The organism is Microvirga lotononidis, from assembly GCF_034627025.1.
GTDB lineage: Bacteria > Pseudomonadota > Alphaproteobacteria > Rhizobiales > Beijerinckiaceae > Microvirga > Microvirga lotononidis.
In genome coordinates, this window is record NZ_CP141050.1 from 718,618 (window position 1) to 743,552 (window position 24,935).

17 protein-coding genes are annotated in these 24,935 nt (G+C 60.3%); 4 read left to right on the forward strand and 13 right to left on the reverse strand.

Annotation, left to right across the window (positions count from 1 at the left end; genetic code table 11):
• Nucleotides 1-72: 72 nt before the first annotated feature.
• The 4 genes from U0023_RS33110 to U0023_RS33125 form a co-directional block, all read right to left on the reverse strand.
• Nucleotides 73-1,233, reverse strand: coding sequence for an ROK family transcriptional regulator (locus U0023_RS33110; protein ID WP_009489786.1), 1,161 nt, complete (start codon nucleotides 1,231-1,233; stop codon nucleotides 73-75).
• A gap of 42 nt (nucleotides 1,234-1,275) precedes the next feature.
• Nucleotides 1,276-2,106, reverse strand: coding sequence for a carbohydrate ABC transporter permease (locus U0023_RS33115; protein ID WP_009489787.1), 831 nt, complete (start codon nucleotides 2,104-2,106; stop codon nucleotides 1,276-1,278).
• The gene (locus U0023_RS33120; RefSeq protein WP_040638068.1) at nucleotides 2,103-2,993 is read right to left on the reverse strand and encodes a carbohydrate ABC transporter permease; all 891 of its coding nucleotides are present in this window, start codon (nucleotides 2,991-2,993) and stop codon (nucleotides 2,103-2,105) included. The genes U0023_RS33115 and U0023_RS33120 overlap by 4 nt, the downstream gene beginning before the upstream one ends.
• 243 nt (nucleotides 2,994-3,236) lie before the next feature.
• On the reverse strand, nucleotides 3,237-4,454 hold the full coding sequence (locus U0023_RS33125; RefSeq protein WP_009489789.1) for an ABC transporter substrate-binding protein: 1,218 nt from the start codon (nucleotides 4,452-4,454) through the stop codon (nucleotides 3,237-3,239).
• Nucleotides 4,455-4,864: 410 nt separating this feature from the next.
• Here U0023_RS33125 and U0023_RS33130 point away from each other — a divergent pair, with 410 nt between their 5' ends.
• Nucleotides 4,865-6,376 (forward strand): M81 family metallopeptidase, encoded by a 1,512-nt coding sequence (locus U0023_RS33130; protein WP_009489790.1) that lies wholly within the window; start codon nucleotides 4,865-4,867, stop codon nucleotides 6,374-6,376.
• 11 nt (nucleotides 6,377-6,387) lie between these two features.
• Here U0023_RS33130 and U0023_RS33135 read toward each other — a convergent pair whose 3' ends face one another.
• Together U0023_RS33135 and U0023_RS33140 are read right to left on the reverse strand one after the other, a co-directional pair.
• Nucleotides 6,388-8,031 carry a GMC family oxidoreductase gene (locus U0023_RS33135; RefSeq protein ID WP_009489791.1) on the reverse strand — a complete coding sequence of 548 codons (1,644 nt, stop codon included), beginning with the start codon at nucleotides 8,029-8,031 and terminating at the stop codon, nucleotides 6,388-6,390.
• Complete coding sequence (locus tag U0023_RS33140) at nucleotides 8,024-8,494, reverse strand: gluconate 2-dehydrogenase subunit 3 family protein (protein ID WP_195904164.1); 471 nt, start codon at nucleotides 8,492-8,494, stop codon at nucleotides 8,024-8,026. The genes U0023_RS33135 and U0023_RS33140 overlap by 8 nt, the downstream gene beginning before the upstream one ends.
• Before the next feature lie 714 nt (nucleotides 8,495-9,208).
• On the opposite strand from U0023_RS33140, the gene U0023_RS33145 reads away from it, so the two are divergent.
• On the forward strand, nucleotides 9,209-10,246 hold the full coding sequence (locus tag U0023_RS33145; RefSeq protein ID WP_009762513.1) for an IS30 family transposase: 1,038 nt from the start codon (nucleotides 9,209-9,211) through the stop codon (nucleotides 10,244-10,246).
• Between the two features lie 412 nt (nucleotides 10,247-10,658).
• Here the strand turns inward: U0023_RS33145 and zwf are convergent, their stop codons facing one another.
• The 3 genes from zwf to U0023_RS33160 all read right to left on the reverse strand — a co-directional run bounded on the left by zwf (nucleotide 10,659) and on the right by U0023_RS33160 (nucleotide 15,861).
• Nucleotides 10,659-12,173, reverse strand: coding sequence for a glucose-6-phosphate dehydrogenase (zwf, locus tag U0023_RS33150; protein WP_009762514.1), 1,515 nt, complete (start codon nucleotides 12,171-12,173; stop codon nucleotides 10,659-10,661).
• A complete protein-coding gene (gnd, locus tag U0023_RS33155) occupies nucleotides 12,170-13,165 on the reverse strand; it encodes a phosphogluconate dehydrogenase (NAD(+)-dependent, decarboxylating) (protein ID WP_009762515.1) in 996 nt (331 codons plus the stop codon). Before gnd ends, zwf begins: the two co-directional genes overlap by 4 nt.
• A 1,943-nt stretch (nucleotides 13,166-15,108) precedes the next feature.
• Nucleotides 15,109-15,861: an SDR family NAD(P)-dependent oxidoreductase gene (locus tag U0023_RS33160; protein ID WP_009762517.1), complete on the reverse strand. Its 753-nt coding sequence runs from the start codon at nucleotides 15,859-15,861 to the stop codon at nucleotides 15,109-15,111.
• Nucleotides 15,862-16,250: 389 nt separating this feature from the next.
• Here U0023_RS33160 and U0023_RS33165 point away from each other — a divergent pair, with 389 nt between their 5' ends.
• Nucleotides 16,251-17,162 (forward strand): LysR family transcriptional regulator, encoded by a 912-nt coding sequence (locus U0023_RS33165; RefSeq protein ID WP_009762518.1) that lies wholly within the window; start codon nucleotides 16,251-16,253, stop codon nucleotides 17,160-17,162.
• Between the two features lie 351 nt (nucleotides 17,163-17,513).
• Here the strand turns inward: U0023_RS33165 and U0023_RS33170 are convergent, their stop codons facing one another.
• From U0023_RS33170 to U0023_RS33185, 4 genes are all read right to left on the reverse strand, one after another.
• A complete protein-coding gene (locus U0023_RS33170) occupies nucleotides 17,514-18,944 on the reverse strand; it encodes an NAD(P)(+) transhydrogenase (Re/Si-specific) subunit beta (RefSeq protein WP_009762519.1) in 1,431 nt (476 codons plus the stop codon).
• Nucleotides 18,945-18,954: 10 nt separating this feature from the next.
• The gene (locus U0023_RS33175; RefSeq protein WP_009762520.1) at nucleotides 18,955-20,526 is read right to left on the reverse strand and encodes a Re/Si-specific NAD(P)(+) transhydrogenase subunit alpha; all 1,572 of its coding nucleotides are present in this window, start codon (nucleotides 20,524-20,526) and stop codon (nucleotides 18,955-18,957) included.
• A 103-nt stretch (nucleotides 20,527-20,629) separates the two neighbouring features.
• Nucleotides 20,630-21,379, reverse strand: a complete 750-nt coding sequence (locus U0023_RS33180; RefSeq protein WP_009762521.1) for an SDR family NAD(P)-dependent oxidoreductase — start codon at nucleotides 21,377-21,379, stop codon at nucleotides 20,630-20,632.
• 823 nt (nucleotides 21,380-22,202) lie between these two features.
• A complete protein-coding gene (locus tag U0023_RS33185) occupies nucleotides 22,203-23,255 on the reverse strand; it encodes an alpha/beta fold hydrolase (RefSeq protein WP_009762522.1) in 1,053 nt (350 codons plus the stop codon).
• Nucleotides 23,256-24,102: 847 nt separating this feature from the next.
• On the opposite strand from U0023_RS33185, the gene U0023_RS33190 reads away from it, so the two are divergent.
• On the forward strand, nucleotides 24,103-24,894 hold the full coding sequence (locus U0023_RS33190) for an alpha/beta fold hydrolase (protein ID WP_009762523.1): 792 nt from the start codon (nucleotides 24,103-24,105) through the stop codon (nucleotides 24,892-24,894).
• Nucleotides 24,895-24,935 lie beyond the last annotated feature (41 nt).

The following is a 24,935-nucleotide window of genomic DNA, read 5'->3' on the forward strand; positions in this document are numbered from 1 at the left end:
TGATAGCAATGGATTGAAGAGCACGCTGGGAACCAGCAGACGGCCGGGAGCAGATGGAAGAGGAGGTGGCCATCACCATGGCGTGTCCTCGCTCGCAGCCAGGCTGGTGCAGCCTTCGAGGGCGAGGGCGATGCCGCCCCTGGGGATCGGCTCGAGACTCACGGTGGAGACCTCGATCGAACAGGCACGTAATGGCGCCGGCATCGACATGGCGCTGAGTGTCTGGCGCAGGCTTGGCATGATGTGCGGGGCGAAGCGTGCAAGGCCGCCGCCGAGAACGATCAGGGGCGGATTGAGCAGGTTCACCAGATTAGCGAGGGCGAGGCCCAGATGGTTTCCGGCTTCTTCCAATGTCGCCAGAGTAACCTTATCGCCCGCCTCGGCCCGGGCTAGGATCTCGGCGGGCGTATGAATGTCGACGCCATCGTGCTGCAGCTGCCGGAGGATGGCGTGATCGGCCACGTAGGCCGAGAGACAGCCGCTGCTGCCGCAGCGGCAGGGGCGCCCGCCGGGGACGACTTTGATATGGCCGATCTCGCCCGAGAAACCGGCCGCGCCGCGGTAGAGCGATCCGTCGAGGATGAGGCCGCCGCCGACACCGGAACCGCTTTCCACGTACAGGAAGTTGTCCGTCTCAGTCCCGTGGCCGAACATCTGCTCGGCAATAGCAGCTGAATTGCTGTTGTTGCCGATATAGAGGGGGTGCTTGACCGTCTTTCGCAGAAGCTTGCGCAGCGGGACGTCGTGCCATCCCAGGTTCGGCGACTGGGCGAGGTGACCTTCCGTGTCGACGAGGCCGGAGATCGACACTCCGATGGCGCGGATGTCCATCGGACGGCGCCCGATCTCACCGGTCAGATCCTGAATGCCGAGGGACACCGCCTGCGACAGGTCAGCGGCGGCGGACGGCATCGGGCGGGAGAGCGTTCCCAGGGGATTGCCGTCGAGGCCTGCGGCGACGAACCGAATTTCGCTGGGGCGGGGATGGACGCCGATCAGCAGCCCGCCGTGCGGCGAGAGGGAGATGCGCTCACCGGGGCGTCCCGGCCCGGTGCCGGGGCCTCGCGTGCGCTCGACGAGCCCGCTGGCCTCGAATTCGCGCACGATGGCCGACACCGTCGACTTGTCGGCCTCGACTCTCTCGGCAATTTCCCTCTGGGACATGAACGGGTACAGTCGGATCGCGTGGAAGATGCGCGACGCGTGGATCTGGCGGACCACGGAAGGGTGCACGTCAGCGTCCTCCGGACCAGGGATCGAGGTAGAAGGATTCACTCATTTGGAGCTTCCGCCGAGCAGGCCGCGGGTGAACGCCTTCTGAAATAGCAGGAATGCGATCATCATCGGCAGAATGGAGATGATGGTCGCCGCCATGACCGGCCCCTCGTCCACGTCCATTCCGCCGATCATCGAGTAGAGCGCCACCGGAGCCGGATTCGTGCGCACGTTGTTGGTGATGGTCAGACCGAAGAACAGGTCGTTCCAGATCGAACGGCTCTGGACAATAGAGAGAGCCGCGATGCCGGAAATTGATGCCGGCAACAGGATCTTGAAGAAGTAGCCCGCCGGTCCGCAGCCGTCGAGCTGCGCCGCCTCGAACATCGATCGCGGGACGGTGATGAAGAAATTGCGCATGAAGAAGGTGCAGAATGGAATCGCATAGGCTGTATGGACCAGCCACATGCCCGGGATCGTGTTGTAGAGCCCGAGGTTGCGCATAATGAGGAAGAGCGGAATCTGCACGGCCTGATAGGGCACCAGCATGCCGGCAAGCAGGATCATATAGACGGCGCGGCCTCCGGGAATCTTCAGCTGGGACAGCGGATAGGCCGCCAGGCATCCCACGAAGACCGATAGAACCACGGCCGGTACGGTGATCATGAAGCTGTTGAGAACGCCACGCCCGATCCGCTCCCAGCCTTCCACGTAATTGTCGAGGTAGAGCTGCGAGGGAAGGCTCATGGAGGCGGAGATTTCCGACGGTGGCTTCAACGAGGCGTTGAGCGCCACGAGGAGCGGCATCAGGAATGCAATCGCTAGGGCGATCAGGAGGGCATACCGGGCAGCGCGTAGAATGCTGCGCCGGGAAAGGCGACGGGCACTCACTCTCGGATGTCCTCTACGCGCGATGAGAGATAGTAGATGTAAGGCATGACTACCACGGCCGCGAGCATCAGGAGAGCGACAGCAAAGGCTGCGCCCAGTCCCATGAGGTAGCGGGCGAACGATGTCTCGTACATGGCTACCGCAAGTACGCTCGACGACTCGAAGGGTCCGCCTTGCGTCATCGACCACACGATGTCGAAGACGCGCATGGAATCGACGCCTGCGATGCCCAGGACCACGATCGTCGACGGCCACAGGAGCGGCAGCTTGATCCGTAGCAGAATGGTCAAGGGAGAGGCCCCGTCGATGCGCGCCGCCTCGATGTATTCCGCCGGCAGGTTCCGCAGGCCAGAGAAGTAGATGAGAAACGTGAAGCCACTCCAAGCCCAGAGCTTCGCGGCCATGATCGAATAGGTCACAATCTCGGGATCGCCGAGCCAGTTCTGATTGTATCGCGCGAGGCCGAGGGCCGTCAGAACCGTCGTGAACATGCCCGCCGTCGGCTCGTAGAGCCAACGCCAAGCGGAGGCGACAGCCACGGTCGTGATCGTGAAGGGAATGAAGAAGATCGTCCGGAACAGGTAAGTCCCACGGACGTCGGAATCGAGCAGCAGCGCTAGCCCAAGTCCGGCCAGGGTGGGAACCACGAGATAGAAGGCCAGCCACCTCAGGTTATTGGCCAGGGCATGGTGAAACCGCTCGAGACCGAACAGCGTTCTGTAGTTCTCCAGCCCGACGAAGGTCCGCTCCGGGGAGATGCCGTCCCATTCATGAAAAGACAGAATGATCGTGTCGATAATGGGATAGACGAAGGCGCCCAGGAAAAGAACGACGGGAACAAGCAGGAAGAGGGTGTACGTCAGCGTACGCTGCTGCTTGTAGGTCAAGCGACCCGCGAGCGTCGGCCAGGCGGATTTCGAATTCCGTGACGGGGATGAATCGGTTGGTGGGAGGGTCAAAGCAGACTCACTCCGGCCGGGTTCGGAAACACTGACATCGAAGCTCATCGAACAGCACGATCGATCCTGAGGAAGGGACTTGGACCTCGCAGGGCACGTTCCTGCATTCTGCAGGCGGAGCAGCGGCAATTCCACCGCTGCTCCTCGCTGGGGCCCGCCTGAGTCATTGGATTACCACTTGACGAAGAGATTGCCTTTTTCAGCCTGAAGACGTTGCGGCTCCATCTTCTCGATGACGGCATTGAGCGCTTCATCCGTCGGGTTCGACGCAAATCGTTCGATCTCCGTCCGAAGTGCTGTCCGGTAATCGACGGGCATCAGAATAATCAGATTGGGGAGCGTCGTGTTGCCAGCCGCGTTCAGCTTCTCGAACTCCTTCTTCTGGATTGGATCGTAGATGTCTGTCGGCGTTTGGGTGTTGGGCGCCAATGCTCCCTTTAGCTTGTTGAAGGCAGCCTGCGCAGGCGGGCTGGCGACCCCCTTCATGAAGTTCTTGGCGGCTGGCGCCAATTCGCCCTTGAGGGCCACGACCGTGTCGGCTTGGAAGATCGAGATCTTCTCCGTTCCGGGGGCTGCAAAGAAATCGTAGTCGATTCCAGGCTTGAACCCACGCTCCTTCATGTAGCCCGATGCCCAGTCGCCGACCATGTACATGCCGACATTGCCGCGCATGAGTTGATCCGCACCGTCCGACCATTTCGCGCCGGTCCAATTGGCGACGTAGTTCTGCGCGAACCTCTTCCGATACAATTCCAGAGCCTGTCGGAATTCAGGGCTTTTGAGGGAAATTTCACCGCGCGCGAACTTCCAATATCCGTCCGTGCCGAGCGTCTCCAGCAGGGCCGGATACATGTTGTAGAAGCTCCACGGCCCGCTCGACGCATTGGCGAGGCAGCCGATGTTATTGGCCTTCAGTTTTGCGCAGACCGCATCCCACTCTTCCCAAGTCTTCGGTGGTGTGAGCCCCAGCTTCTCGAAGACAGACTTGTTGTAAAAAACGTTATTGACGATGCTCATGTCGATCGGGATCGCGACATGCTTCCCTTCGAACGTAATGATCCGTCGGAGACCTTCTGGGAAGATGCGGTCGCCGTCGATGTCCTTCCAGACATCCTCAATGTCGAGCGCGCGGCCAGCCTTCGCCACGAGGCTGATCTCCACGCCGATATCCACCTGATAGACGGCCGGCGGGTCGCCGCCCATGAGGGAGACCTGAATCTGCTGACGCAACCCGGCGGCATGTCCTGGGATCACGCGCTCGGTGATGGGCGTAGCAGGGTATTGCTTGTTCACCTCGGCTACCATGGCCTTCACGGCCTGATACTCGCCGCCGGCGCCCATATAGTGCCAGAACTCGGGTACCTGCCCGGCTTGGGCGATGGGAGCCATCAGGGTCAATCCGAGAGCGAGGCACATTACTCGACGTGTCGTATTCCAAAACACTGATGTTCTCCCTTTCCCCTGGGAAATCATGGAGCGGTTGATCGATTACCCCGATTTACTTGGTTTTTATTATCTTGTGCGAGTGTCAGAAAAAATAATAGGCTTCGTTTTTGGAGGTTGTCAATCACGTGTCCAGGCCCATTTTGGCATTCGCCCAAATTCCCATCCCAATGACTGCTCACGCGGCAGGCTGCGCATGCAAAACAGGCAGCGGCGCGGCGCGTCAATACGCAGATCCGGCGTCGGTTCCGCCTGTTCTGCAGGCGTATGATGGATCGACCTTCATCCTGCGGTTTAATCGAGGCTGCATCTGAACAAGCTGCGGTCGTGGTCTAGTGAATCTAGGAGCGTCAGTTATGTCGTCCAAACGTGTTGCGCTGATCGGCTTTCGACATGAGGCTATGATCTCGTGCCCCTTCCTCACCGATCCGTCGACGACCCAAATTCATCGGGGCGGGGAGATGCGTCAGGTGTCTTACTCCCCCGTGTCAGGAGCACTTGCCCGCCTTGACGAGGAGGAGGGCTTCGAGGCCGTGCCCCTTCTGATCGCGCGAACTTTGCCTGGGGGACCCTTTGAGCGATCCTTTTACGAGGCGATCAAGAGCGAGTCGCTCGTTCTTCTGAAAGAACAGGGCCCGTTCGACGGGATCGTTGTCCTTAATCACGGCGCTGCGGAGGTGGATGGCTTTAACATCCACGGCGACACTGATTATATCCTCGCTATCAGGGCCCTTATCGGCCCTGAAGCCCCAATTGCCGTGCCGTTCGACATGCACGGACAGGTCACGCCGGAAATCCTCGATGCAATCACGGTTCTGAGCTGCCTTCGAACGGCTCCGCACCGGGATTACTTCGAAACAAGCTATCGGGCGGCCGATCAACTCATCAGGGTCATGAAGGAGGGCCTATCTCCCAAAAAGGCCGCGGTTCGCATTCCCATTCTGATTCCGGGCGAAATGGCCATGACGGCCTACTCACCCACGAAGGAACTGTTCGCAAAGCTCGCCGAGTACGATGCGCGTCCCGGCGTCATGGAGGCGCATCTCTTCATCGGTTTTGGATGGAACGACCGACCTTGGGCCGGCATGGAGGTAGTCGTCGTCAGCGAGGGCGATCAGGAACTCGCGGTCCGCTATGCAAAAGAACTTGCTGAGGAGGTCTGGGCGCACCGAAAGGGTTTTGCTCTCTACATGGAAACAGCAGGCGTCCGAGAAGGGCTTGTCCGCGCGGCAGAAGCGGACTGCGGGCCGGTGTATCTGAGCGATTCCGGTGACAACGTCACGGCGGGGGCGGGTGGGGACCTTACCTTCGTGCTCCAGGAGGCTCTCGACCTCGGTCTGAGCGATATCGTGGTCGGCGGCATCTATGCGCCGGACATCGTGGAAGCCTGCAGGAATGGCCGCGCCGGATCGCAGGTGCGCCTCGATCTCGGCCGGCATGTAACGGCCACCCAAAAGCCCAGATCGGTCGACGCCATCATTGAGGCCTACGGCGAGTCGCTCGATACGAGCAGCTATCCGGATCTGCGCGGATCGCAGGCACCGTGGTGTCGGGTGCGGATCGACGGCGTGATTGCAACGTTTCATGCGGCGCGGGTTGGTCTCACGGGCCTCGGTCACTTCAAGGCCATGGGCATCAGTCCGACAGAGCACAAAATCTATGTGGTCAAGCTCGGCTACCTTCATCCGCAGATCGAGGATGTTGCGCACCGGCATATCTGCCTGATCAGCGAGGGCCTCGGCGATCTGGACTATCGCCGGCTTCCCTATTCGCAGGTAATCCGGCCCGTCTACCCGCTGGATGCCGACATGGAATGGAGCGCCGAGTTAGGATTGTTCTCAGTAGAACGCTCCCGCTTGTCGACCTGACGCGGCCGCGCTCAGAGCGAGGCTGCAACGTGGTGGCCGTTGCGGAAGGCGAGGGCCATGATCGTTAGGACAGGATTGAACCCGCCATTAGTCGGGTGGATTGACGCGTCCGAGATGAACAGATTGTCGTGCCCCCAGACACGGCCCCAGGGATCGGTAACAGACAGCCGGGGATCGTTGCCCATCCTGCAGGTGCCGGCCTGATGCTGGTGGGCGGAGAGCCTCGGCTTCGGGTCCACCCCCCAAGTCCGGACCGCGCCGGCGGCCTCGAGCCACTCTTTGGCACGGTTCAGCATGAACCGCGCTGTCCTGACCGTCTCGGGATGGGCAACGCCTGAAAGGCGTGCGACGGGCAAGCCGAGCCGGTCCTTCACCCGCCCGTCGAGCTCGACCCTGCAGTCCGGGTTAGGGATCTCGTGCACGGGCCCCTTGATCTGGGTCACCCGTCGAAAATTCCTGCGCATGAATTCCTTCGCCTCTGCACCCCACCGGGGCAGGTCGGGTGGAAGGGCGTGTTTCCAGAAGATGATCGGTAGCATGATGAAATCGTCTGCCAGCATGGCGCCGCCGATGATGCCGTCATTGCCATGGTTGTACGCGCAGGTCGCCGTCGTCAGCCCCGGGCCGCGGGGGTCGTGTACTTCCTCGTCGAACAGGCCGAATGCGGTTGGGTAGTAGTGACCCTGGAGATGCCGGCCGACCTGATCGCGCTCGTTGCCAAGTCCTTTCGGATGGATGCGCGAGGCTGACAGCAGGAGAAGGCGCGCGGTTTCGATCGCGCCGCAGGACAGGACGACGGCTTTCGATCGCGCCGTGGTTCGCCGCGGCCCCGACTCGCCGTCCTCCACGAAGGTTACGCCGATGACGTGACCTCGCTCATCCGTATCCACATTCTCGACCGCTGCGCCCGTGACGAGTTTGCATAGGCCTGTCGCAAGAGCCCGCGGAATGACCGTGTTCTGAGTCCCGTTCTTGCCGTTGCTTGGGCAGGGGAAGCCTACGCAGGATCCGCATTGCACGCAGGCCTCCCGACCATCGCGGGGCACGGTGTTGATCAGCAATGGTGGCACGAATGTTGGCAAGCCGAGAGCGGCAGCTCCGCGCCTGAGCACAGGGGCAGGGGCCTGAGGCGCGACAGGCGGCATGGGATAGCCCCGTCGGCGCGGGCCTTGGAGCGCATTGCCATCATTCGACCCTGCGACGCCGATGTCCCACTCGGCTCGGTCGTACCACGGCTCCAAGTCATCGTAGGAGACTGGCCAATTCGTCAGCGACGAGCCTTCCGGCACACCATACCGTGATGCCATTCGAAAGTCGTCTGGCAGGAAGCGCCAGGCCATCCCGCCATACACGAAGGTCCCGCTGCCCAGGCAGGCGGCATTGGCGTGATAACCGTTCTCATGAGGACGCACGATCTTCTCGTTTCCACTCGGGTCAACGAAAACCCTTGGATTGCCGTCGAGGTCGGGGCCCGTGTTGTGGCCGTAAGTCGAGAGCCGATGGTTCCTCAAGTGATCCCGCCGGCCGCTATTCGCATAGGTGCGGGCCAATCCACGTTCGATCAGAAGCACCCGTTTCCCGGCTTCAGCCAGAACGGCCGCAACGATGCCGCCCCCTGCGCCTGCGCCCACAACGATCGCGTCGTACTCAGCCATCACTCCGGGCCCCCTGTGCCGTCTCACCCGGACGCAGGCCTTCTATATCGTCCGGCGCATCTCCCGTGCGGGTCCGTGCTGCCTCGGCAGGAGCCTCCGCGGTGGCAGGACCACTCGGCCCCTCCGGCAGGCGATGCTCGTAGCCAATCATGACCCAGGACCGTGCGCCTGCATTGCCGTCATTGCCTGGATCCGCGTAATAACCTTCAGCCACAAGCTCGGTGAGCGCACCGAACCATGGCTCCGAGGTTACGTCCCGCAGGACTTGGTCCTGCTCGTCGTCAGACAGGTCCTGAAACATGTGCCCGCGTCGGATGTGCGCCGCTTCGGCCAATGCCGCGAGGCCGTCCAGGATCTTGTCCGCTTCGGGAACGGCACCAGTCTGAAATTGATGAAGGACGTAACGATCTACGCCAAGATCGGTCGCCGACGGATCTTGATCGCGGGGGATTATGCGGTCCATCACCGCATGCAGGAGCTCCATCTGTTTCAGGGCCCTAGTTTCCACGATGCGATACCTTCCGGGAAAGACGCCGATTATAAGATGAGTTTGTGAAACACTTCGGCCTATCGATCTGGGTCTGATGCGGCGCGGTACCTGTCGGAAAGACTAGCCAGGAACAAGCTGGAAGGTCCGCCCTGGATGTCTAGACTAACGTTTCAGCCACATCACGCAATAGCGCAAATTCGGCAAATTCGATCGTAAGGCACGGTACGAAGGGGAACGGTGGATTGTAGGGGTTCTTTCGCGATGAATGTGTCTGTTGTGCCTTCCGCTTGCTGTATGCAGCTTCCTTGAAGGCTTGCTGGGCGCCACAGCGGGTGTACTCGCCGACGAATGGTGTACTCCCGTACCTTGTGGGCATGGCAAGGCGATCGCGCACCGATTTACGCACTCGTGCGTTCGGTCGTCCGCTTAGGCGGGAGCTTATTCGCGGATGTCGGCACGCTCAATCCCTATTGGGCAGCGAACATCGATCTCACCCCGGGCAGCTCTCGGCCTGGATCTCTACGATACGGACTGGTCAATCTGGACCTATGCTGAGGTCACCGCCACGGCACCGGTTACAGACTTCTTGTCAAAATGTTGGTTATGCGAATTATGGATGTAGGCGGGTGGATTCTATTCTGAAGTGCGAATCCCGTTACAACCAAAGGATTTGCACTCGGAGGCTGAATGACCCTGCCCTACATCCATCTGAGCCTGGCTGAACGGCGTGAGATCGCCCGCATGCACGCGGCCAAGATCCCGATCAGTGTGATCGCTGACCGCCTGCAGCGTCATCGGTCGACCATCTACCGGGAGATCAAGCGGAACTGGGTTCACGATGAAGAGCCGTTGTATCGCGGCTATTTCCATGTGGCCGCCGACATGCAAGCCCGCGCCCGGCGTCAGCGTCTGGGCAAACTCTCCCGCAAACCGGTGCTCGCGGTCTATGTCATGGATCGCCTCAAAGCTGGATGGTCGCCAGAGCAGATTGCTGGCCGTCTGCGGGCATCCGGTGCTCCTGAACGGTTGTCGCACGAGACGATCTACCGGTTCGTCTACAGCTCCCAAGGACAAAAGCTCGGGTTGTACCAGGATCTGCCCATGGCACGGCGCCGGCGGCGTGTGCGCTACCAGCGCAAACCTCGCGGCCTTTTCATTCCGGCGAGTAACACCATCGAGCAGCGTCCACCGGAGATCGCAGCCCGCACCAGCTTTGGTCACTGGGAAGGCGATCTGATGATGTTTCGCAAGGAGCTGGGCAAGCACAACCTTACGTCACTTACGGAGCGCCAGAGCCGTTACACGATCCTGACCCGCAACCGAGATCGCAACTCGACAGGGGTCATGACCGGCATGATCGAGAAGCTGAAAGTCCTGCCGGAGACGGCGCGTCTGTCGATCACGTTCGACCGCGGGACGGAGTTTGCCTATTACCCGTTGCTCAAGCAGAGGCTCGGCATGGACAGCTATTTCTGCAAGCCACAGGCCCCCTGGCAGAAAGGCACGGTCGAGAACACCAATGGCCGGGTTCGGCGCTTTCTGGCACGGGACGCGGACATTGCCACTTTGCCCGAGGAGGCTCTGCTTGAGATCTGTGATCGGCTCAACGGGACACCGCGCAAGTGCCTGGGCTATCGCACACCCAAAGAGGTCCTGATGAGTTCTCTGGATCCGGGACTGCCGGAGCTGTGCAACCCTGATCAGCTCCGCCCCGGCAGTCCCTGACCGACCGGGAACCGATGCCCGCCAACCGTCGCACTTCGGCTTGATTCCACAGCGCAAAGTTAAAATGTCCCACCGTAGCTGGACCGTTAAGCAAATACGGCGAAACGGAAACCAAATAGAGCGACGCAGGCAATCAAACCGTCTCGCGTCAATCAGGAGCAGAAGCGCGCTGCTTGCGCATTAATCAGTCCCGCGCCGAGGGTTTCGCAGACGCCAGGCCTCCATGTGTTATATCCGACCATGGAGAGACGAGGCTTAGTTGGGCGGCATACATGACCGCCTGGTGTTGATTTTCGTGATTCAAAGCTTGGGGCCGAAAACCTATCTCACCGGTCGCGAGCCACTAACCTGAAACCCAACTCGCGCCGGAGATACAATCCCTACATCCATCATGATGAACGACAGGAAGCCGTTAATCGATCGTTCTCCAACGTCGCCCATCGCGCGCCAGCAGGAAACCCGCCTCCTCCGGCCCAGATGAACCGGCGGGATAGAACTCCAGTCCCTTGGCTCCATCTCTGGCCCAGGCATCAAGAAACGGCTGAACGACGGCCCATCCCGCCTCTACACCGTCAGCCCGCTGGAAGTGCAGGGCATCTCCCATCATGCAGTCATAGATCAGTGTCTCGTAGCCGGTGCTCGGGGCCACGTCGAAATGATCCTTGTACTTGAAGGTCATGTCGACACTCTCCGCCGCCAGCACTGGTCCAGGCACTTTGGCATTGAAGCGCAACGTGATGCCCTCATTGGGCTGGATCCGCAAAACCAGAAAGTTCTGACCAAGGTGATCGACGGAGGTTTGCTCAAACATCGAGATCGGCGCCTGCTTGAACTTGATCGCCACCTCCGTGCGGCGGGCCGAGAGAGCTTTTCCGGTTCTCAGGTAAAACGGCACGCCTGCCCAGCGCCAGTTGTCGACCTCAAGCCGAAGGGCCGCATAGGTTTCTGTGACGCTGCTGGGTGCCACATGCTCGGCGTCCCGGTACGCCACCACCGGCTCATCGTGAACACGGCCGGCGCGATACTGCCCGCGCACCGAGTTCGCCAGCGCCTCAGCCTCGCCCGGGATCCGGATTGCCTCCAGGGCCTCGGCCTTCGCATTCCGGACCCGCTCCGCCTCAAAGCGGGCGGGTGGCTCCATGGCAATCAACGCCAGTAGCTGGAACAGGTGGTTAGGCACCATGTCCCGCAAGGCCCCCGTCCGGTCGTAGAAGCGCCCTCGCCTCTCGACGTTGACGGTTTCCGCCACGGTAATCTGCACATGGTCAATGTGGTTGCGGTTCCAGATCGGCTCGAACAGGCCATTGGCAAAGCGCAACAGCAGGATGTTCTGGACCGTCTCTTTGCCGAGATAGTGATCGATGCGGTAGATCTGATCTTCGGTCAGGACCTCCAGAAGGGCACGATTGAGGGCCCGGGCTGAGGCCAGATCTCGCCCGAACGGCTTCTCGACCACCACCCGGCGCCACGAGCCCCCTGAGTTTCCCTCCTGGGAAAGGCCGGCCCTCGCCAGATGGCGCGCAATCGGCTCGAACGTATCCGGTGGCATGGCCAGGTAAAACAGCCGGTTGCCCTGCGTGCCGGCCGTCGGCTCGATCTCCTCCAGGGTCGCTGTAAGCTTGGAAAAGGTCTCAGGGTCATCGACGCTGCCGGACACGTAAGCGACATGAGCCACCAGCCACTCGGCCAGCTGTGGATCCACGTCCTGGGTTGCATGGGCTTGCAGAGCATCGAGCAGTTCCTGGCGGAACTCATCCGCCGTGTGGACGCTGCGCGCGACACCAACGATGGCGAAGCGCTCCGGCAGCAGGCCTGTGGCGGCCAGATTGTAGAGGGCCGGCAGGAGCAAACGACTTGTCAGATCTCCGGAGGCGCCGAAGATCACGAAACAGCACGGGTCGGCGGCAGGTGCGTGAGACTGCGTCATGCCCCTTCTCCTTCCGGCTTCCTGGCCTCGACATGGCCGCCGAAGCCCTTGCGCATGGCCGAGAGCATCTTCTCGGCAAAGGTATGCTCCTGGCGCGAGCGGAAGCGGGCGTAAAGGGCAGCGGTGAGGACCTCGGCCGGGACCGCCTCATCGATCGCGGCCTGGATGGTCCAGCGCCCCTCGCCGGAATCCTCGACATAGCCTGAGTAGGTGCTGAGGTGCTCATCCTCGGCCAGGGCGGTGGCCGTGAGATCAAGCAGCCAGGAGGTGATCACGCTGCCCCGGCGCCAGACCTCGGCGACATCGGCCACGTCGAAGTTAAAGCGATGCTCGGGCGGCAGGATTGGGCTTGCGGCATTGCGCAGGATGTCGAAGCCCTCGGCGTAAGCTTGCATCAGGCCGTACTCGATGCCGTTGTGGATCATCTTGACGAAGTGGCCGGCGCCGCTCGGCCCGGCATGGATGTAGCCCTGCTCGGCCCGCGGATCCCTGCCCTCGCGCCCCGGGGTGACCGGAAGGTCGCCGCGTCCGGGCGCCAGGGCAGCAAAGATCGGATCCAGGCGTTCGACGATGACTGTCTCGCCGCCGATCATCAGGCAGTACCCGCGCTCCAGTCCCCATACCCCACCGCTGGTGCCCACATCGATGTAGTGCAGGCCGCGACTGCGGAGCTCGCCTGCTCGCCGGACATCGTCCTGCCAGAAGGTGTTGCCGCCATCGATGATGGTGTCTCCGTCCTCGAGAAGGCCAGCAAGCTGCTGGATGGTGGCCTCAGTGATGTCACCAGCGGGCAGCATGACCCAGACAACCCGCGGGGCATCAAGCCGGGCGACAAGATCCTCGAGGCTCTCGGATCCCGTCGCGCCCTCGCCTGCCAGACCTGTGACTGCGTCTGGATGGTGGTCATACACAACAGCCGTGTGCCCTGATTGCATGAGGCGGCGAACAATGTTTCCGCCCATCCGGCCGAGCCCGACCATTCCCACTTGCATTCTGAATCTCCCAATGCTGTCGGTCCCGCTGGTTCGCTTCTACTCAGCACAGTCAAATGAGCCACGATACCAATCATCAAATAGTTCGAGATCCCCATATTTGCGAACGAAACGAATTAGATCCTCGATCTCAATGCCGCAGACGCCCCGACCTCCTCCCCGACGTACGTCTGCCGTCTGATCGACGTGATCCCGCCAAACCTTTCCTTGCCTCACGTTGACGGGCACATTCAGAAGGCCTTGCCCCCAACCTAAGGAGGCATGCGGCCGACCATGAAAGGTTGCGCTAAAGAAGGCGAGGAGCAGACGATTAGGCTCATTCTGCAGAGTCCTGTTAGCGATTGAGCCGGTCGAGAGCGGCGGCAAGGCAGAACACGCCCATGAACGACGAGACGCTCTTGTGGTAGTGAGTGCATGGCCCATCACCGAAAGCAACTGTTAAACGGCCACAACATACTCCCTTAAGCATCAAGCATTCAATCATCGAGGCTTCGAAGGCTAAATCCTTGCGTGACCCTCGTAGCAACCGACCTAGCCTATAGTATATTACTCCCGAAAGTTTGCGCCTTCGCATACATGTGTAAGCGCACTAGAGAACCGGAGCGGATTGCTTGTAAAGTATGAGCCTTCCAGGAGCGATTGCCACTCTCACACGGCGCATTATATGATCCTCTTATTGCCGGGACGACGCTATGATTTCGTCGAAGCAGGAACGCATCCTCATCGTGGGCGATAACTCACTGTTCTTGGAGAGGATTGCACTTGAACTACGGCCGGAAAACTTTGTCGTTATAGCGACAGAGTCCGGCCTGTATGCGTTTCAAATTATGAGAATCTGCAGCCGCCCGATTGACTGGCTCTTTACCCGCGCGTCTCTATTTGGACCGATTGATGAGCGAATCTTGGCCGATGAGTTTCACGGCAGGCGTTCCAATCGGCCCGCTGTGATTGCCTCATCGCACATGAGGGTCTCCTCCCAAGGTCATATCATCCTCGATGACCCGTCGCCCATTGCCGTGCCCGACGCTATGCGGTGCATCATGACTGAGTGTCATTCGCATGAACTTCCAGAGTACGCCAATCCTAAGGAGCGGTGCGCCGCGTAGGGATTACGCCGAGGGCCTCTATCCCGGCTCCTGCATAACCCGAATGCTCTCTATCAACTCCGCCTTACAAATGGTGGTCGCAACCCGGGTCGGACAGTCAACGCATTGAAGTGCCTAGAGCAAGCGAGTTTGGCGCAACTCGATCAGATGGATAGCTTCTGCAAAGACGCGTCACTGTAAGGTCAAGTCAAGACACTCGCTCTAAGCTTACGAGAACCGGTTGTCGTCCGAGATTGTATACCTGCACGACGTTGAGTTTAGCCGAACCTCCATAGCCCAGACTCACATGGTTATGGTTTCTCAATCGCCACAGTGATGTCTTTGGCGCCGACCCTTTTGGGCACGATCTCCGCCATGCACTCCTTGGGCACGCCGGAGTCGCAGTCGCACTCCGGCAACGTCGTCGCCCTCGTGCTAATTCTCATGTCCGCTGTGCTGCCTTACGGTTGGCTCAGGTCGGGGGGGGGCTCTAGACATGACACTCATCGCCGAAGCCTGGAAAGGCAGCCATGCTCTCCTCTATGCGCACTGCTGCTTGCCGCCCTAGCCTCCCCGGCAATCCTGATTACACGAGAACCGATGGTGGTCGATCTCGCCGACGTCACTGCAAACGTAAAGAGCGTGAGACCTTGGATTGAAGCGGAACGGCGTCCTTGGACCCTGCTTGTCAGACTGAGGTCATGAGAGACTCAGGCAAAAGAGAACGGCCCACATATGATACGTCGAATGGTTGCAGGCGTCAGGTGGCACTGGTCGCACAAGAAAGCCTGCCCCTATCCTACGATGCATTTCGGCGCTCTGCGAGCCGCTCTTCTGACGACGCCATACGAGCATCAGTCACGCGTTGACCAGTCCGCCGTCAACGGCGATGATCTGTCCTGTGACCCACGTTGTGGCAGGGTCGGCAAGAGCCAACATCCACGGCGCGACATCGCTCGGATCTCCGCGGCGTCCAAGAGGGATTCTCCGGGTCTCCTGATCCTTCACAGCTTTAATCTCCTCGTCTGTAAGCCGCATTCTTTCCCGCAGAAAGTCGGTTTCCACAGGGCCAGGCGCGATTGCGTTGACGCGGATACCAAATGGCGCAAGTTCAATCGCCCAGGCGCGTGTGAGGTACTCAATGGCTGCCTTGCTAGACCCGTAAAGGGACAGCCCAGAAGCTACCTTACTTCCGAACGTGCTCGACATGTTGACGACTGCTCCCTTCGTCTTCACGAGGTGAGGAACGGCGACAGCCGTGAGAAGGATAGGACCAACGACATTGACGGAATAAACCTCTGATATCGTTTTGATGTCGACTCCTCCAAGAGGCTGAATAGCACCTCCACCTGCGTTATTGACGAGGACGTCTAACCGTCCCCAGGTGTCAATCGCTGCTGCGACAGTCTTCGATGCTGCGTCTGGGTCCGAAGCGTCCGCGGCAAAGCCCAGAATATTGGGATTCGTCGATGTAATCTCTTGCAAGACGTTCGCACGGCGTCCTGTGATAAGGACGCGCGCTCCCCTTGATGCAAAGAGTTTCGCAGCAGCTAACCCGATGCCGGCACCCCCGCCTGTAACGATGACGACTTTGCCTTCGAACGAACTCATTTGAATCCCCAAATGTAAGATATCGACAACGGGCATCCGAAATCCCGCGATTATCGTGACCGTCTTTTACACAACCGAGCTTATAAGGTTGGCTTTTATCCAGCTGAGTACTTATGACAGTTGTCACGCTGCTTTCATCGGATCTGAGAGACCGTGTGGTGCGAGCCGTCTCAGTGAGGTGGTTGATCCCTCAAAGGAAGGAGATGGGTCATCTGTGGGTGGAGAGCTGAACGTATGGCCATACGCCCATCGTCTTCGTTAGTATTGGCGTGGCTGCTCACCCAGATTTCTCCACCTTTCGCTCCAGTTCCGACAAGGTTTATCTGGACCTTTTCAGGAGGCAGGGTTAGTCCTTCAGGCGGCCAATCACAAATGCCGGTAAGTCACAAATGGCAGATATCGAAAGGTTGCAGGGCTTAAGCGCTTTCGTCCGTGCGGTGGAAGCAGGGTCGTTTACAGGGGGAGCGAAGCTCCTTGGCACGACGCCTTCGGCCATATCAAAAAGCATAGCACGGCTTGAGCAGCGCGTCGGCGCCCGACTATTTCATCGATCCACCCGGTCCTTTAGCCTAACTGCCGAAGGTCAAGACTACTTTGACCGCATCTCCCCTTTGATGCGCGCTTTGGAAGAGGCAAGTGATAGTCTCCGCTCGGGGCAGGAGCCAGTGGGCCGCCTTCGGTTAAGCATGCCGGCTGACCTTGGGCGATTTCTCATGCAGGCTATCACCACGCAATTTCTGCCCCATCACCCACATGTGAAACTCGACGTAAGCTTGACCGACCGACATGTCGATTTGATCCGTGAAGGATTCGATTTGACCATCCGGGTCGGCCGTGTGGCTGACACAGGTCTGATGTCTCGCTCATTGGGAGAGCTGCCGCTCGTTCTGGTTGCATCTCCTGCTTACCTTTCTGCCCGAGGTGAGCCGCGGAGTACCGATGACCTACGCCATCATGCTCATGTCCGCTATATGCTGGCAGGACGGCCGTTCCCCATCACGTTTGCGGACGGAACAAGTTTGACACCCGAAGGTGCCCTCGATGCCGACAGTGGCGATGCGCTCCGGATTGCTGCGGTGAACGGTTTAGGTATTGCACAGATACTGCGTACCAATGTCCATGAGGAGCTAAGTGCCGGATTGTTGAGCGTCGTACTGCCAGAAATCCCGATGCCGTCGGTCCCAGTGCAGGCTCTTCACGCTTTTGGACGCATCATGCCATCTCGTGCGCGTGTGTTCCTCGACTTCGTAGCGGCCAGAATACACGAGTGGCGTAGGCTTCTCGATTCGATCCATGCTTGAAGTGTGCCGCCTGACAGTGAAGCCTGTGCTTCGCCACTCAGATAAACTTTCAAAAGGATGAGGTCGGGAACCGCCCTCATTGACATGGAGGCGGAAGCAATGAGCGTGCCATTGAGAGACGTGGCACATTGACCCCGCCAACCGGTTCAATTGGAGACGTTTGGGAACCTCAGGCGTATCGTAAGCGAATGGCGGCACCAGATTGCACCGCCATCCTCCTGCTCATGGACATCCCAATGCCTACTTTCTATGGCGACCGGGTCAAAACGTCTCCTCGAGCCCGCAACAACTGCTAGATTTGCAACGTCATGGAGGTTGTTTCCCGGCTGAACTCATGTCAGCAGCTAAGTCCTATATCGCCTGCACGAGCTGGTCGATGCTGGCTTTAGCATCGCCGTAGAACATGCGGGTGTTGCCCTTGTAGAACAGCGGGTTCTCAATCCCGGAGTAGCCGGTCCCCTGCCCGCGCTTCGACACGAACACCTGCTTGGCCTTCCAGACCTCCAGCACCGGCATGCCGGCAATCGGGCTGTTCGGATCCTCCTGGGCGGCCGGGTTGACGATGTCGTTCGAGCCGATGACGATCACCACGTCGGTCTCCGGGAAGTCCTCGTTGATCTCGTCCATCTCCAGCACGATGTCGTACGGCACCTTGGCCTCGGCCAGGAGCACGTTCATGTGCCCCGGCAGGCGCCCGGCCACCGGATGGATGGCAAAGCGCACCTGCTTGCCCTTGGCTCTCAAGCGCCGGGTCAACTCCGACACCGATTGCTGGGCCTGCGCCACGGCCATGCCATAGCCCGGCACGATCACGATGCTGTCCGCCTCCTCCAGGGCCGTCGCCACCCCATCGGCATCGATGGCGATCTGCTCTCCGGCGATCGCCATCACCGGACCGGTGGTGGCGCCAAACCCGCCTAGAATCACGGAGAGGAAGCTCCGGTTCATCGCCTTGCACATGATATAGCTCAGGATCGCGCCCGAGGAGCCGACCAGGGCGCCGGTGACGATCAGCAGGTCATTGCCGAGCGTGAAGCCGATCGCGGCTGCCGCCCAGCCCGAGTAGGAGTTGAGCATCGAGACCACCACCGGCATGTCGGCCCCGCCGATCCCTAAGATCAGGTGATAGCCGATGAAGAACGCCAGCAGCGTCATGCCCGCCAGGGCCCAGATACCAGCACCATTGACGTACAGCACCAGGAGAAGCAGCGAGAGCAGCGCCGCCCCGGCATTGAGCCCATGCCCGCCGGGCAGCTTCCTGGCCTTGCCATCGACCTTGCCGGCGAGCTTGCAAAACGCGATCACCGAGCCGGTAAACGTCACCGCGCCGATGAATACGCCGAGGAACACCTCCACCTTCAGGATCGCGATCTCCACGCCGCTCTTGTGCGCCAGCACCCCGGCAAAGCCGGTCAGCGCCTGCCGTGAGGCTCCGTCCAGCGCCAGCACGCGGGTGAGCTCGAGATCGGCGTTGAAGCCGATGAACACGGCAGCCAAGCCCACAAAGGAGTGCAGGGCCGCCACCAGCTGCGGCATCTCGGTCATCTCGACCTTTTTCGCTACGTACCAGCCCAGGCCAGAGCCGATCACCAGCATGGCGGCAATGACGGCGTAATTGCCGATGCCGGGCCCGAACACCGTGGCCCCGACGGCGAGCGCCATGCCGGCAATGCCGAACCAGACGGCCCGCTTGGCGCTCTCATGGCCCGACAGGCCGCCGAGCGCCAGGATGAACAGGATGGCAGCCGCCACATAGGCGGCAGAGACTAGTCCAAAGCTCATTGCGAGATCCTCACGACTTTTGGAACATGGCCAGCATCCGGCGGGTGACCAGGAAGCCGCCGACGATGTTGATGGTGGCGATCAGGAACGAGAGCGAGGCCAGGGTGACCACCAGCCAGTGGCTGGAGCCGACCTGCAGCAGGGCACCGAGCACCACGATGCCCGAGATGGCGTTGGTCACCGCCATCAGGGGCGTGTGCAGGGAATGGCTGACGCTCCAGATCACCTGGAAGCCGACAAAGCACGCCAGGGCAAAGACGATGAAGTGGGCCATGAAGCTCGCCGGCGCATAGGCGCCGACCAGCGCAATCAGCAGGCCACCGGCCACGAGCAGCCCGACCTGGGTCTTGGTCTGGCTCCGGAAGGCTTCGGCCTCCTGGGTCCGCTTCTCCTCCGGGGTGAGCTCCCTCACCTTCTCCTTGGGCTTGGCAGCGGCGATCGCCGGCACCTTGGGCGGCGGAGGCGGATAGGTGATCGCGCCCTGGTGCGTGACCGTGGCGCCGCGGATCACGTCATCGTCCATGTTGTGGACGATCACCCCGTCCTTGTTGGGCGTCAGGTCGGTGAGGAAGTGACGGATGTTGTTGGCGTAGAGCGTCGAGGCCTGAGCGGCCATGCGGCTGGGGAAGTCGGTATAGCCGATGATGGTGACGCCGTTCTCCGTCACGACCTTCTCGTCCGGCACGGTCAGGTCGCAGTTGCCGCCCCGTTCGGCCGCGAGATCGACAATCACCGAGCCCGGCTTCATCGCCTGGACCATGTCGGCCGTCCACAGCTTGGGCGCCGGCCGGCCGGGGATCAGGGCGGTGGTGATGACGATGTCGATCTCGGGCGCGAGCTCGCGGAATTTGGCGAGCTGCTTGTCCCGGAACTCCGGGCTGGATGGCGCGGCATAGCCGCCGGTGGCGGCCCCGTCCTGCGTCTGCTCGAACTCGAGGAAGACGAACTGGGCGCCCATGGACTCGATCTGCTCGGCGACCTCAGGCCGGACGTCGAAGGCATAGGTGATGGCACCCAGGCTGGTGGCGGTGCCGATGGCCGCCAGACCGGCCACGCCGGCGCCGATCACCAGCACCTTGGCGGGTGGCACCTTGCCGGCGGCGGTGACCTGGCCGGTGAAGAAGCGGCCGAAGTGGTTGCCGGCCTCGATCACGGCGCGGTAGCCGGCGATGTTGGCCATGGACGAGAGCGCGTCCATCTTCTGGGCGCGCGAGATGCGCGGGACCATGTCCATGGCAATGACGGTGGCGCCCCGTTCCCTCACCTGCTCCAGAAGATCGGAGTTCTGGGCCGGCCAGAAGAAAGAGATCAGCGTCTGACCCTGGCGGAGCATTTCTGCCTCGGTGCTCTCGGGCCCGCGTACCTTGACGACCACATCGGCGGCTGCGAACACAGCTTCGGCGGAAGGAAACACTTCAACACCGACTGCAGCATAGGCAGCGTCGGAAAATCCCGCTGCCATGCCGGCACCAGCCTGAATAACGCAAGTGTATCCCAGTCTGTTCAATTGAGTGGCCGAGTCGGGTGTCATCGCAACCCTGTTCTCGCCTGGCGAGATTTCTCTCAATGCTCCAATTTTCACCGCGTCTCCTATCGGTGTGTTGCACCTTTGACGATAGCGGTGCCGAAATCCCGTACGCCGCTATCCCAAAGGGGAATCCGTTGGTTACCTGCAGGTCCAAGTGTTAGGCTAACGTCATGCCACCATCGACGCGGATGTTGACCCCGGTCACGAAACTGCTGTCGTCTGAGGCCAGAAACAGAGCAGCACTAGCGAGCTCGTCCGGACGACCAAGGCGCCCGAGTGGAATTGCCTGCGCCGTCTGGGCCTCGAATTCTGGACGCGACTCGGGAGCAACGCCCAGTTTAGCAAGAATTGGTGTATCGACCGGCCCAGGGCTAAGCACGTTCACGCGAATACGGCGATCCTTCAGCTCCAGCGCCCAGCTTCGTGCAAACGCTTCGATTGCGGCCTTGGTGCCAGCGTAAACCGCATGACCTTCAAGGACCTTTTCACTGGCAATCGAGCTGGTGAGGATGATGGAACCTCCTTCACGGATAAGCGGCAGAACACGCTGAACGCCGAAGAAGACTCCGCGCGTGTTCGTCGCGAATTGAGTGTCGAACTCCTCGACACTCACTGCCTCCGTTGGCGTGATGATGTTTGTGCCAGCGTTCGCGAAATAGATATCGATGCCACCAAACCGGTTGTTAATGAGCGACACCAGCCGATCATGGGTAGTTAGCTCAGCTACGTCACCAGTGAGCCCCATTGCGTCGGAACCGAGTGTCTCGACGGTCGCTGCAACGGCATCATCACGCCGTCCGACGATGACAACTTTGGCCCCTTCCGCAACGAATGCCTTGGCTGCGGCGAGCCCAATGCCGCTGTTTCCGCCAGTGACCACCGCGACCTTGTTCATGAGCTCTTTCATATTCGTCTCCGATATCGAACGACCCATTTTGGCTCTATCCAAACGATGCCGTTAGTCCTTCATCGTGCCATTCAGTTGTTCTGGCGTGTCACATATCAGGAGCATAGGGCGTGGCTAGGTATACCGGCCGCTTCCGCAAGGAAGCCACGACGCTCTCAGGCAAAACCGCATTGCCGACCGGACAAGCGGTCTCGAGCTGAGCGCCAGCAGTGTCCTCGAAGCAGGCCGTGAGGCGCCTCGCGCTGACTTCCCATGCATAGGGCGTCAACACCAGCGCCGCATTACTCTGGCAACAAGCATGCGCCACAACATCGACAGTTCTCGCCGAAGTCGAGGACATTTTTGCCATAGGCCGCTTCGGGTTTTACTTCAGGGATTTGGCAGAAACATCTCGTCGGTCGCGTTCTCACTCCAAGCTCCGGACCGTCGCGGCAATTCTCTCAAACTCCATGTCAGCAACGCGATCATACGACCCGCCGATCTCATCAGGACGGATTCCGGTGTGCAACGGGTGACCTCCGCCTCAAGCAGCATGAGGACTGGTGGAGCATTTGACGGCCGGGCTGAGATTGGCAAATCGACTATACTCGTCATCAGCTGTCCGCTCAGGAAAGACCCGTCGTCGATGCAAGATCTATCAAGATTTTCGACACTTGCTCATATGCTTCCGTGAGAAGGCGACCAAATGGGAGAGCCGCGCCCCCTTCGCCCGCATGACTACTGACCAAAACCCCACCTCCCCGACTGCTGCCGCTCAGGACTCTATAAGATTACCGGCTAGCATAACTCCAGAGGTCCATTGGCAACATCAACTTGACATCGCTCAAATGCGATCGACGTCGAGCATCGCCCTGGCAAAGGCCTGAGGGGCCTCCTGCGGCAGGTTGTGGCCTATGCCCTCGGTGATCAGCCGATGCTCATACCAGCCGGAGAACTTCCGGGCATAGACTGCCGGGTCCGGGTGGGGTGCGCCATTGGCATCTCCTTCCAGGGTGATCGTCGGAACGCTGATCGGCGGGAATGCGGCGAGACGCTTCTCCAGGTCCTGAAGCTCTGGATCGCCGTCCGCCAGGCCGAGCCGCCAGCGATAATTGTGAATGACGACATCCACGTGATCCGGGTTGTCGAAGGATGCTACCGTGCGCTCGAATGTGGCATCGTCGAATTCCCATTTCGGCGAGGCGAGCCGCCAAATGAGCCTGGCGAAATCGTGCCGGTTCTTGTCATACCCGATCCGACCGCGCTCCGTCGCGAAGTAGAACTGGTACCACCATTCGAGTTCGGCCTTGGGAGGCAACGGCATCCTGCCGGCTTCCTGGCTGCCAATCAGATAACCGCTCACGGACACCATGGCCCTGCAACGCTCCGGCCAGAGTGCCGCAACGATGTTGGCCGTCCGCGCGCCCCAGTCGCATCCGCCGAGTGTAGCCTTGTCGATCTTCAAGGCATCCATCAGCGCGGTCACATCGACGGCGAGTGCCAACGGCTGGCCATTTCGGAACGTTTCACTGGACAGAAAACGGGTCGGTCCATAGCCGCGCAAATACGGTACGATCACCCGATAGCCCGCCGAGGCCAGCAGTGGGGCCACTTCGACATAGGTGTGAATGTCGTACGGCCAGCCGTGCAGGAGAAGGATCGCAGGACCATCCGGAGGTCCGGCTTCCGCGTAGCTGACGTTGAGGACGCCGGCATCGATCTGCTTCAGCGAACCGAATGACCTGTTTGTCCCTGGCCCGAACGCAGGCGGCTCAAACGGTCTGCCTCGGCTGGGTTGCGCCTTTGCCGAGCCTATCACCGGGAGTTCGGCTGCCGCAAGCGTCACGACCGCTGTGCTCAAGAAGTGGCGGCGTTCCTGATCGATTTGTTCGGACATTGATCTCTCTCCTCAATTGGCTTCGGACCGGAAATATCGAGTGTGGCGCATCATTACGACCCGAACCATGTGCATATCGCTCGCCTCCTTCAGATCAGCGCAGGAGTCCGAACGCGGATCGGAGGTTGGCATTGAAGAGCGCCAGCTCTTCGCACGCCGTACAGTATCCGCCCCTGTCAACGTGGGCACGGGAGGCGGCGCCGAGAGAATGCTCGGATCTGGTCCCGAATGTCTCAACGCCGATGAAACAACTTGAATGAGTGTCCCAGGTCTCAGGCGATGCGACCTGCGGCCTGCTCCCTTCACCGGCTGGACAGCGCGCCGGCAGCACACGAATCGCGGATACTATCGTGAACCGAGTCCGATTCTGTTTCCGCATACGACCCATTCCGCCCCCCACTTGGTTGATCAATCCCATACAGCCTTCAGCCTTGGAGGAGCCTATATCGACGGGCACTCGTGATCGATTGGATCAACGGAGAGAGTCTTCTATACGTGGGTATATGTCCCGTTTCAGTGTCGATAGAGCAAGTCTCCTCAACGACGGCCGAGTGCCTCGTCGAGATACACAGCATCTTGGCCGAGTTAGAAGGGCTGGTGTGTGCCACTGATGCAGCACTCCATTTTACAATCAAGTGCTGCAACACCGCCGGCTTTAGCCCAACAAGATCTGAGCGAACGATGAAGGCGATGCTCTTTGCCTCGTGTTGACTAGAGGTTTCCGACTTTGAACTCCTCATCATAGACCTTTGTATTGGGCAACCGCTGCCTCCGTAGGGTGGTTCAACACGGCGCGCGGCGGCATTGTCTGCCAGCGTCGGATCCTACCGGCTTAGGGAGAAGTTCAGTGCAGAGGGTCACAAGATTTCTGTTGCTTGCTACGTTTTTTGGTGCGTCGGGTAGCGTGCTTGCGCAGCCTGCAGGATCTCAGGTCCGTCCGACCATTGTGCTGGTGCATGGCGCCTTCGCGGAGTCATCGAGCTGGAACGCAGTCATCGCCAAATTGAGCAAGGATGGCTATACAGCTGTCGCTGCGGCCAACCCGCTTCGCAGCGTCGCTGGTGATGCGGCGGCGGTCTCGGCCATGCTCCATTCGATCCCGGGGCCGGTCGTACTCGTCGGCCATTCGTACGGTGGACCGGTCATCACTGCGGCTGCCAATGGCAACGCCAATGTGAGGGCCCTCGTCTACGTGGCAGGCTTTGTTCCCGACGCGGGAGAATCCAGCCTCACGCTCTCCGGCAAGTTTCCCGGCAGCACCTTAGCAAGTGCGATTGCTGCCGTCACATTGCCGGACGGCAGCCAAGACCTCTACATCAAACCCGATATGTTCCACGCCCAGTTCGCGGCGGATCTTCCGGAAGACCAGGCCAAGTTGATGGCAGCGACCCAGCGTCCTGTGGCGCAGGCAGCTCTCGCTGAGGCTTCGGGAGTGGCGTCATGGAAGAGCCTTCCGTCATACGTGATCTACGGCTCGAAAGACCGCAACATTCCGCCGGCTGTCATGCGCTTCATGGCGGAGCGCGCGCGCTCGGTGAGGACCATGGTTATCGAAGGTGCGTCTCATTCCTTGATGGTCTCGCATCCCAATGAGGTTGTTTCGCTGATCGAGGACGCTGTGAAGGCTCCGGAACGCTGAGCCAACCAGCCTGCTCATTTGGAAACTTAGTTCTTGAAAGG

Coding starts and splice junctions, on each gene's coding strand:
- U0023_RS33125 (WP_009489789.1), bottom strand. CDS start 4,454: ATGGCTCCCATCGCCCAAGCCGGGCAGGTACCCGAGTTCTGGCACTAT.
- U0023_RS33130 (WP_009489790.1), top strand. CDS start 4,865: ATGTCGTCCAAACGTGTTGCGCTGATCGGCTTTCGACATGAGGCTATG.
- U0023_RS33135 (WP_009489791.1), bottom strand. CDS start 8,031: ATGGCTGAGTACGACGCGATCGTTGTGGGCGCAGGCGCAGGGGGCGGC.
- U0023_RS33140 (WP_195904164.1), bottom strand. CDS start 8,494: ATGGACCGCATAATCCCCCGCGATCAAGATCCGTCGGCGACCGATCTT.
- U0023_RS33145 (WP_009762513.1), top strand. CDS start 9,209: ATGACCCTGCCCTACATCCATCTGAGCCTGGCTGAACGGCGTGAGATC.
- zwf (WP_009762514.1), bottom strand. CDS start 12,173: ATGACGCAGTCTCACGCACCTGCCGCCGACCCGTGCTGTTTCGTGATC.
- gnd (WP_009762515.1), bottom strand. CDS start 13,165: ATGCAAGTGGGAATGGTCGGGCTCGGCCGGATGGGCGGAAACATTGTT.
- U0023_RS33160 (WP_009762517.1), bottom strand. CDS start 15,861: ATGAGTTCGTTCGAAGGCAAAGTCGTCATCGTTACAGGCGGGGGTGCC.
- U0023_RS33165 (WP_009762518.1), top strand. CDS start 16,251: ATGGCAGATATCGAAAGGTTGCAGGGCTTAAGCGCTTTCGTCCGTGCG.
- U0023_RS33170 (WP_009762519.1), bottom strand. CDS start 18,944: ATGAGCTTTGGACTAGTCTCTGCCGCCTATGTGGCGGCTGCCATCCTG.
- U0023_RS33180 (WP_009762521.1), bottom strand. CDS start 21,379: ATGAAAGAGCTCATGAACAAGGTCGCGGTGGTCACTGGCGGAAACAGC.
- U0023_RS33185 (WP_009762522.1), bottom strand. CDS start 23,255: ATGTCCGAACAAATCGATCAGGAACGCCGCCACTTCTTGAGCACAGCG.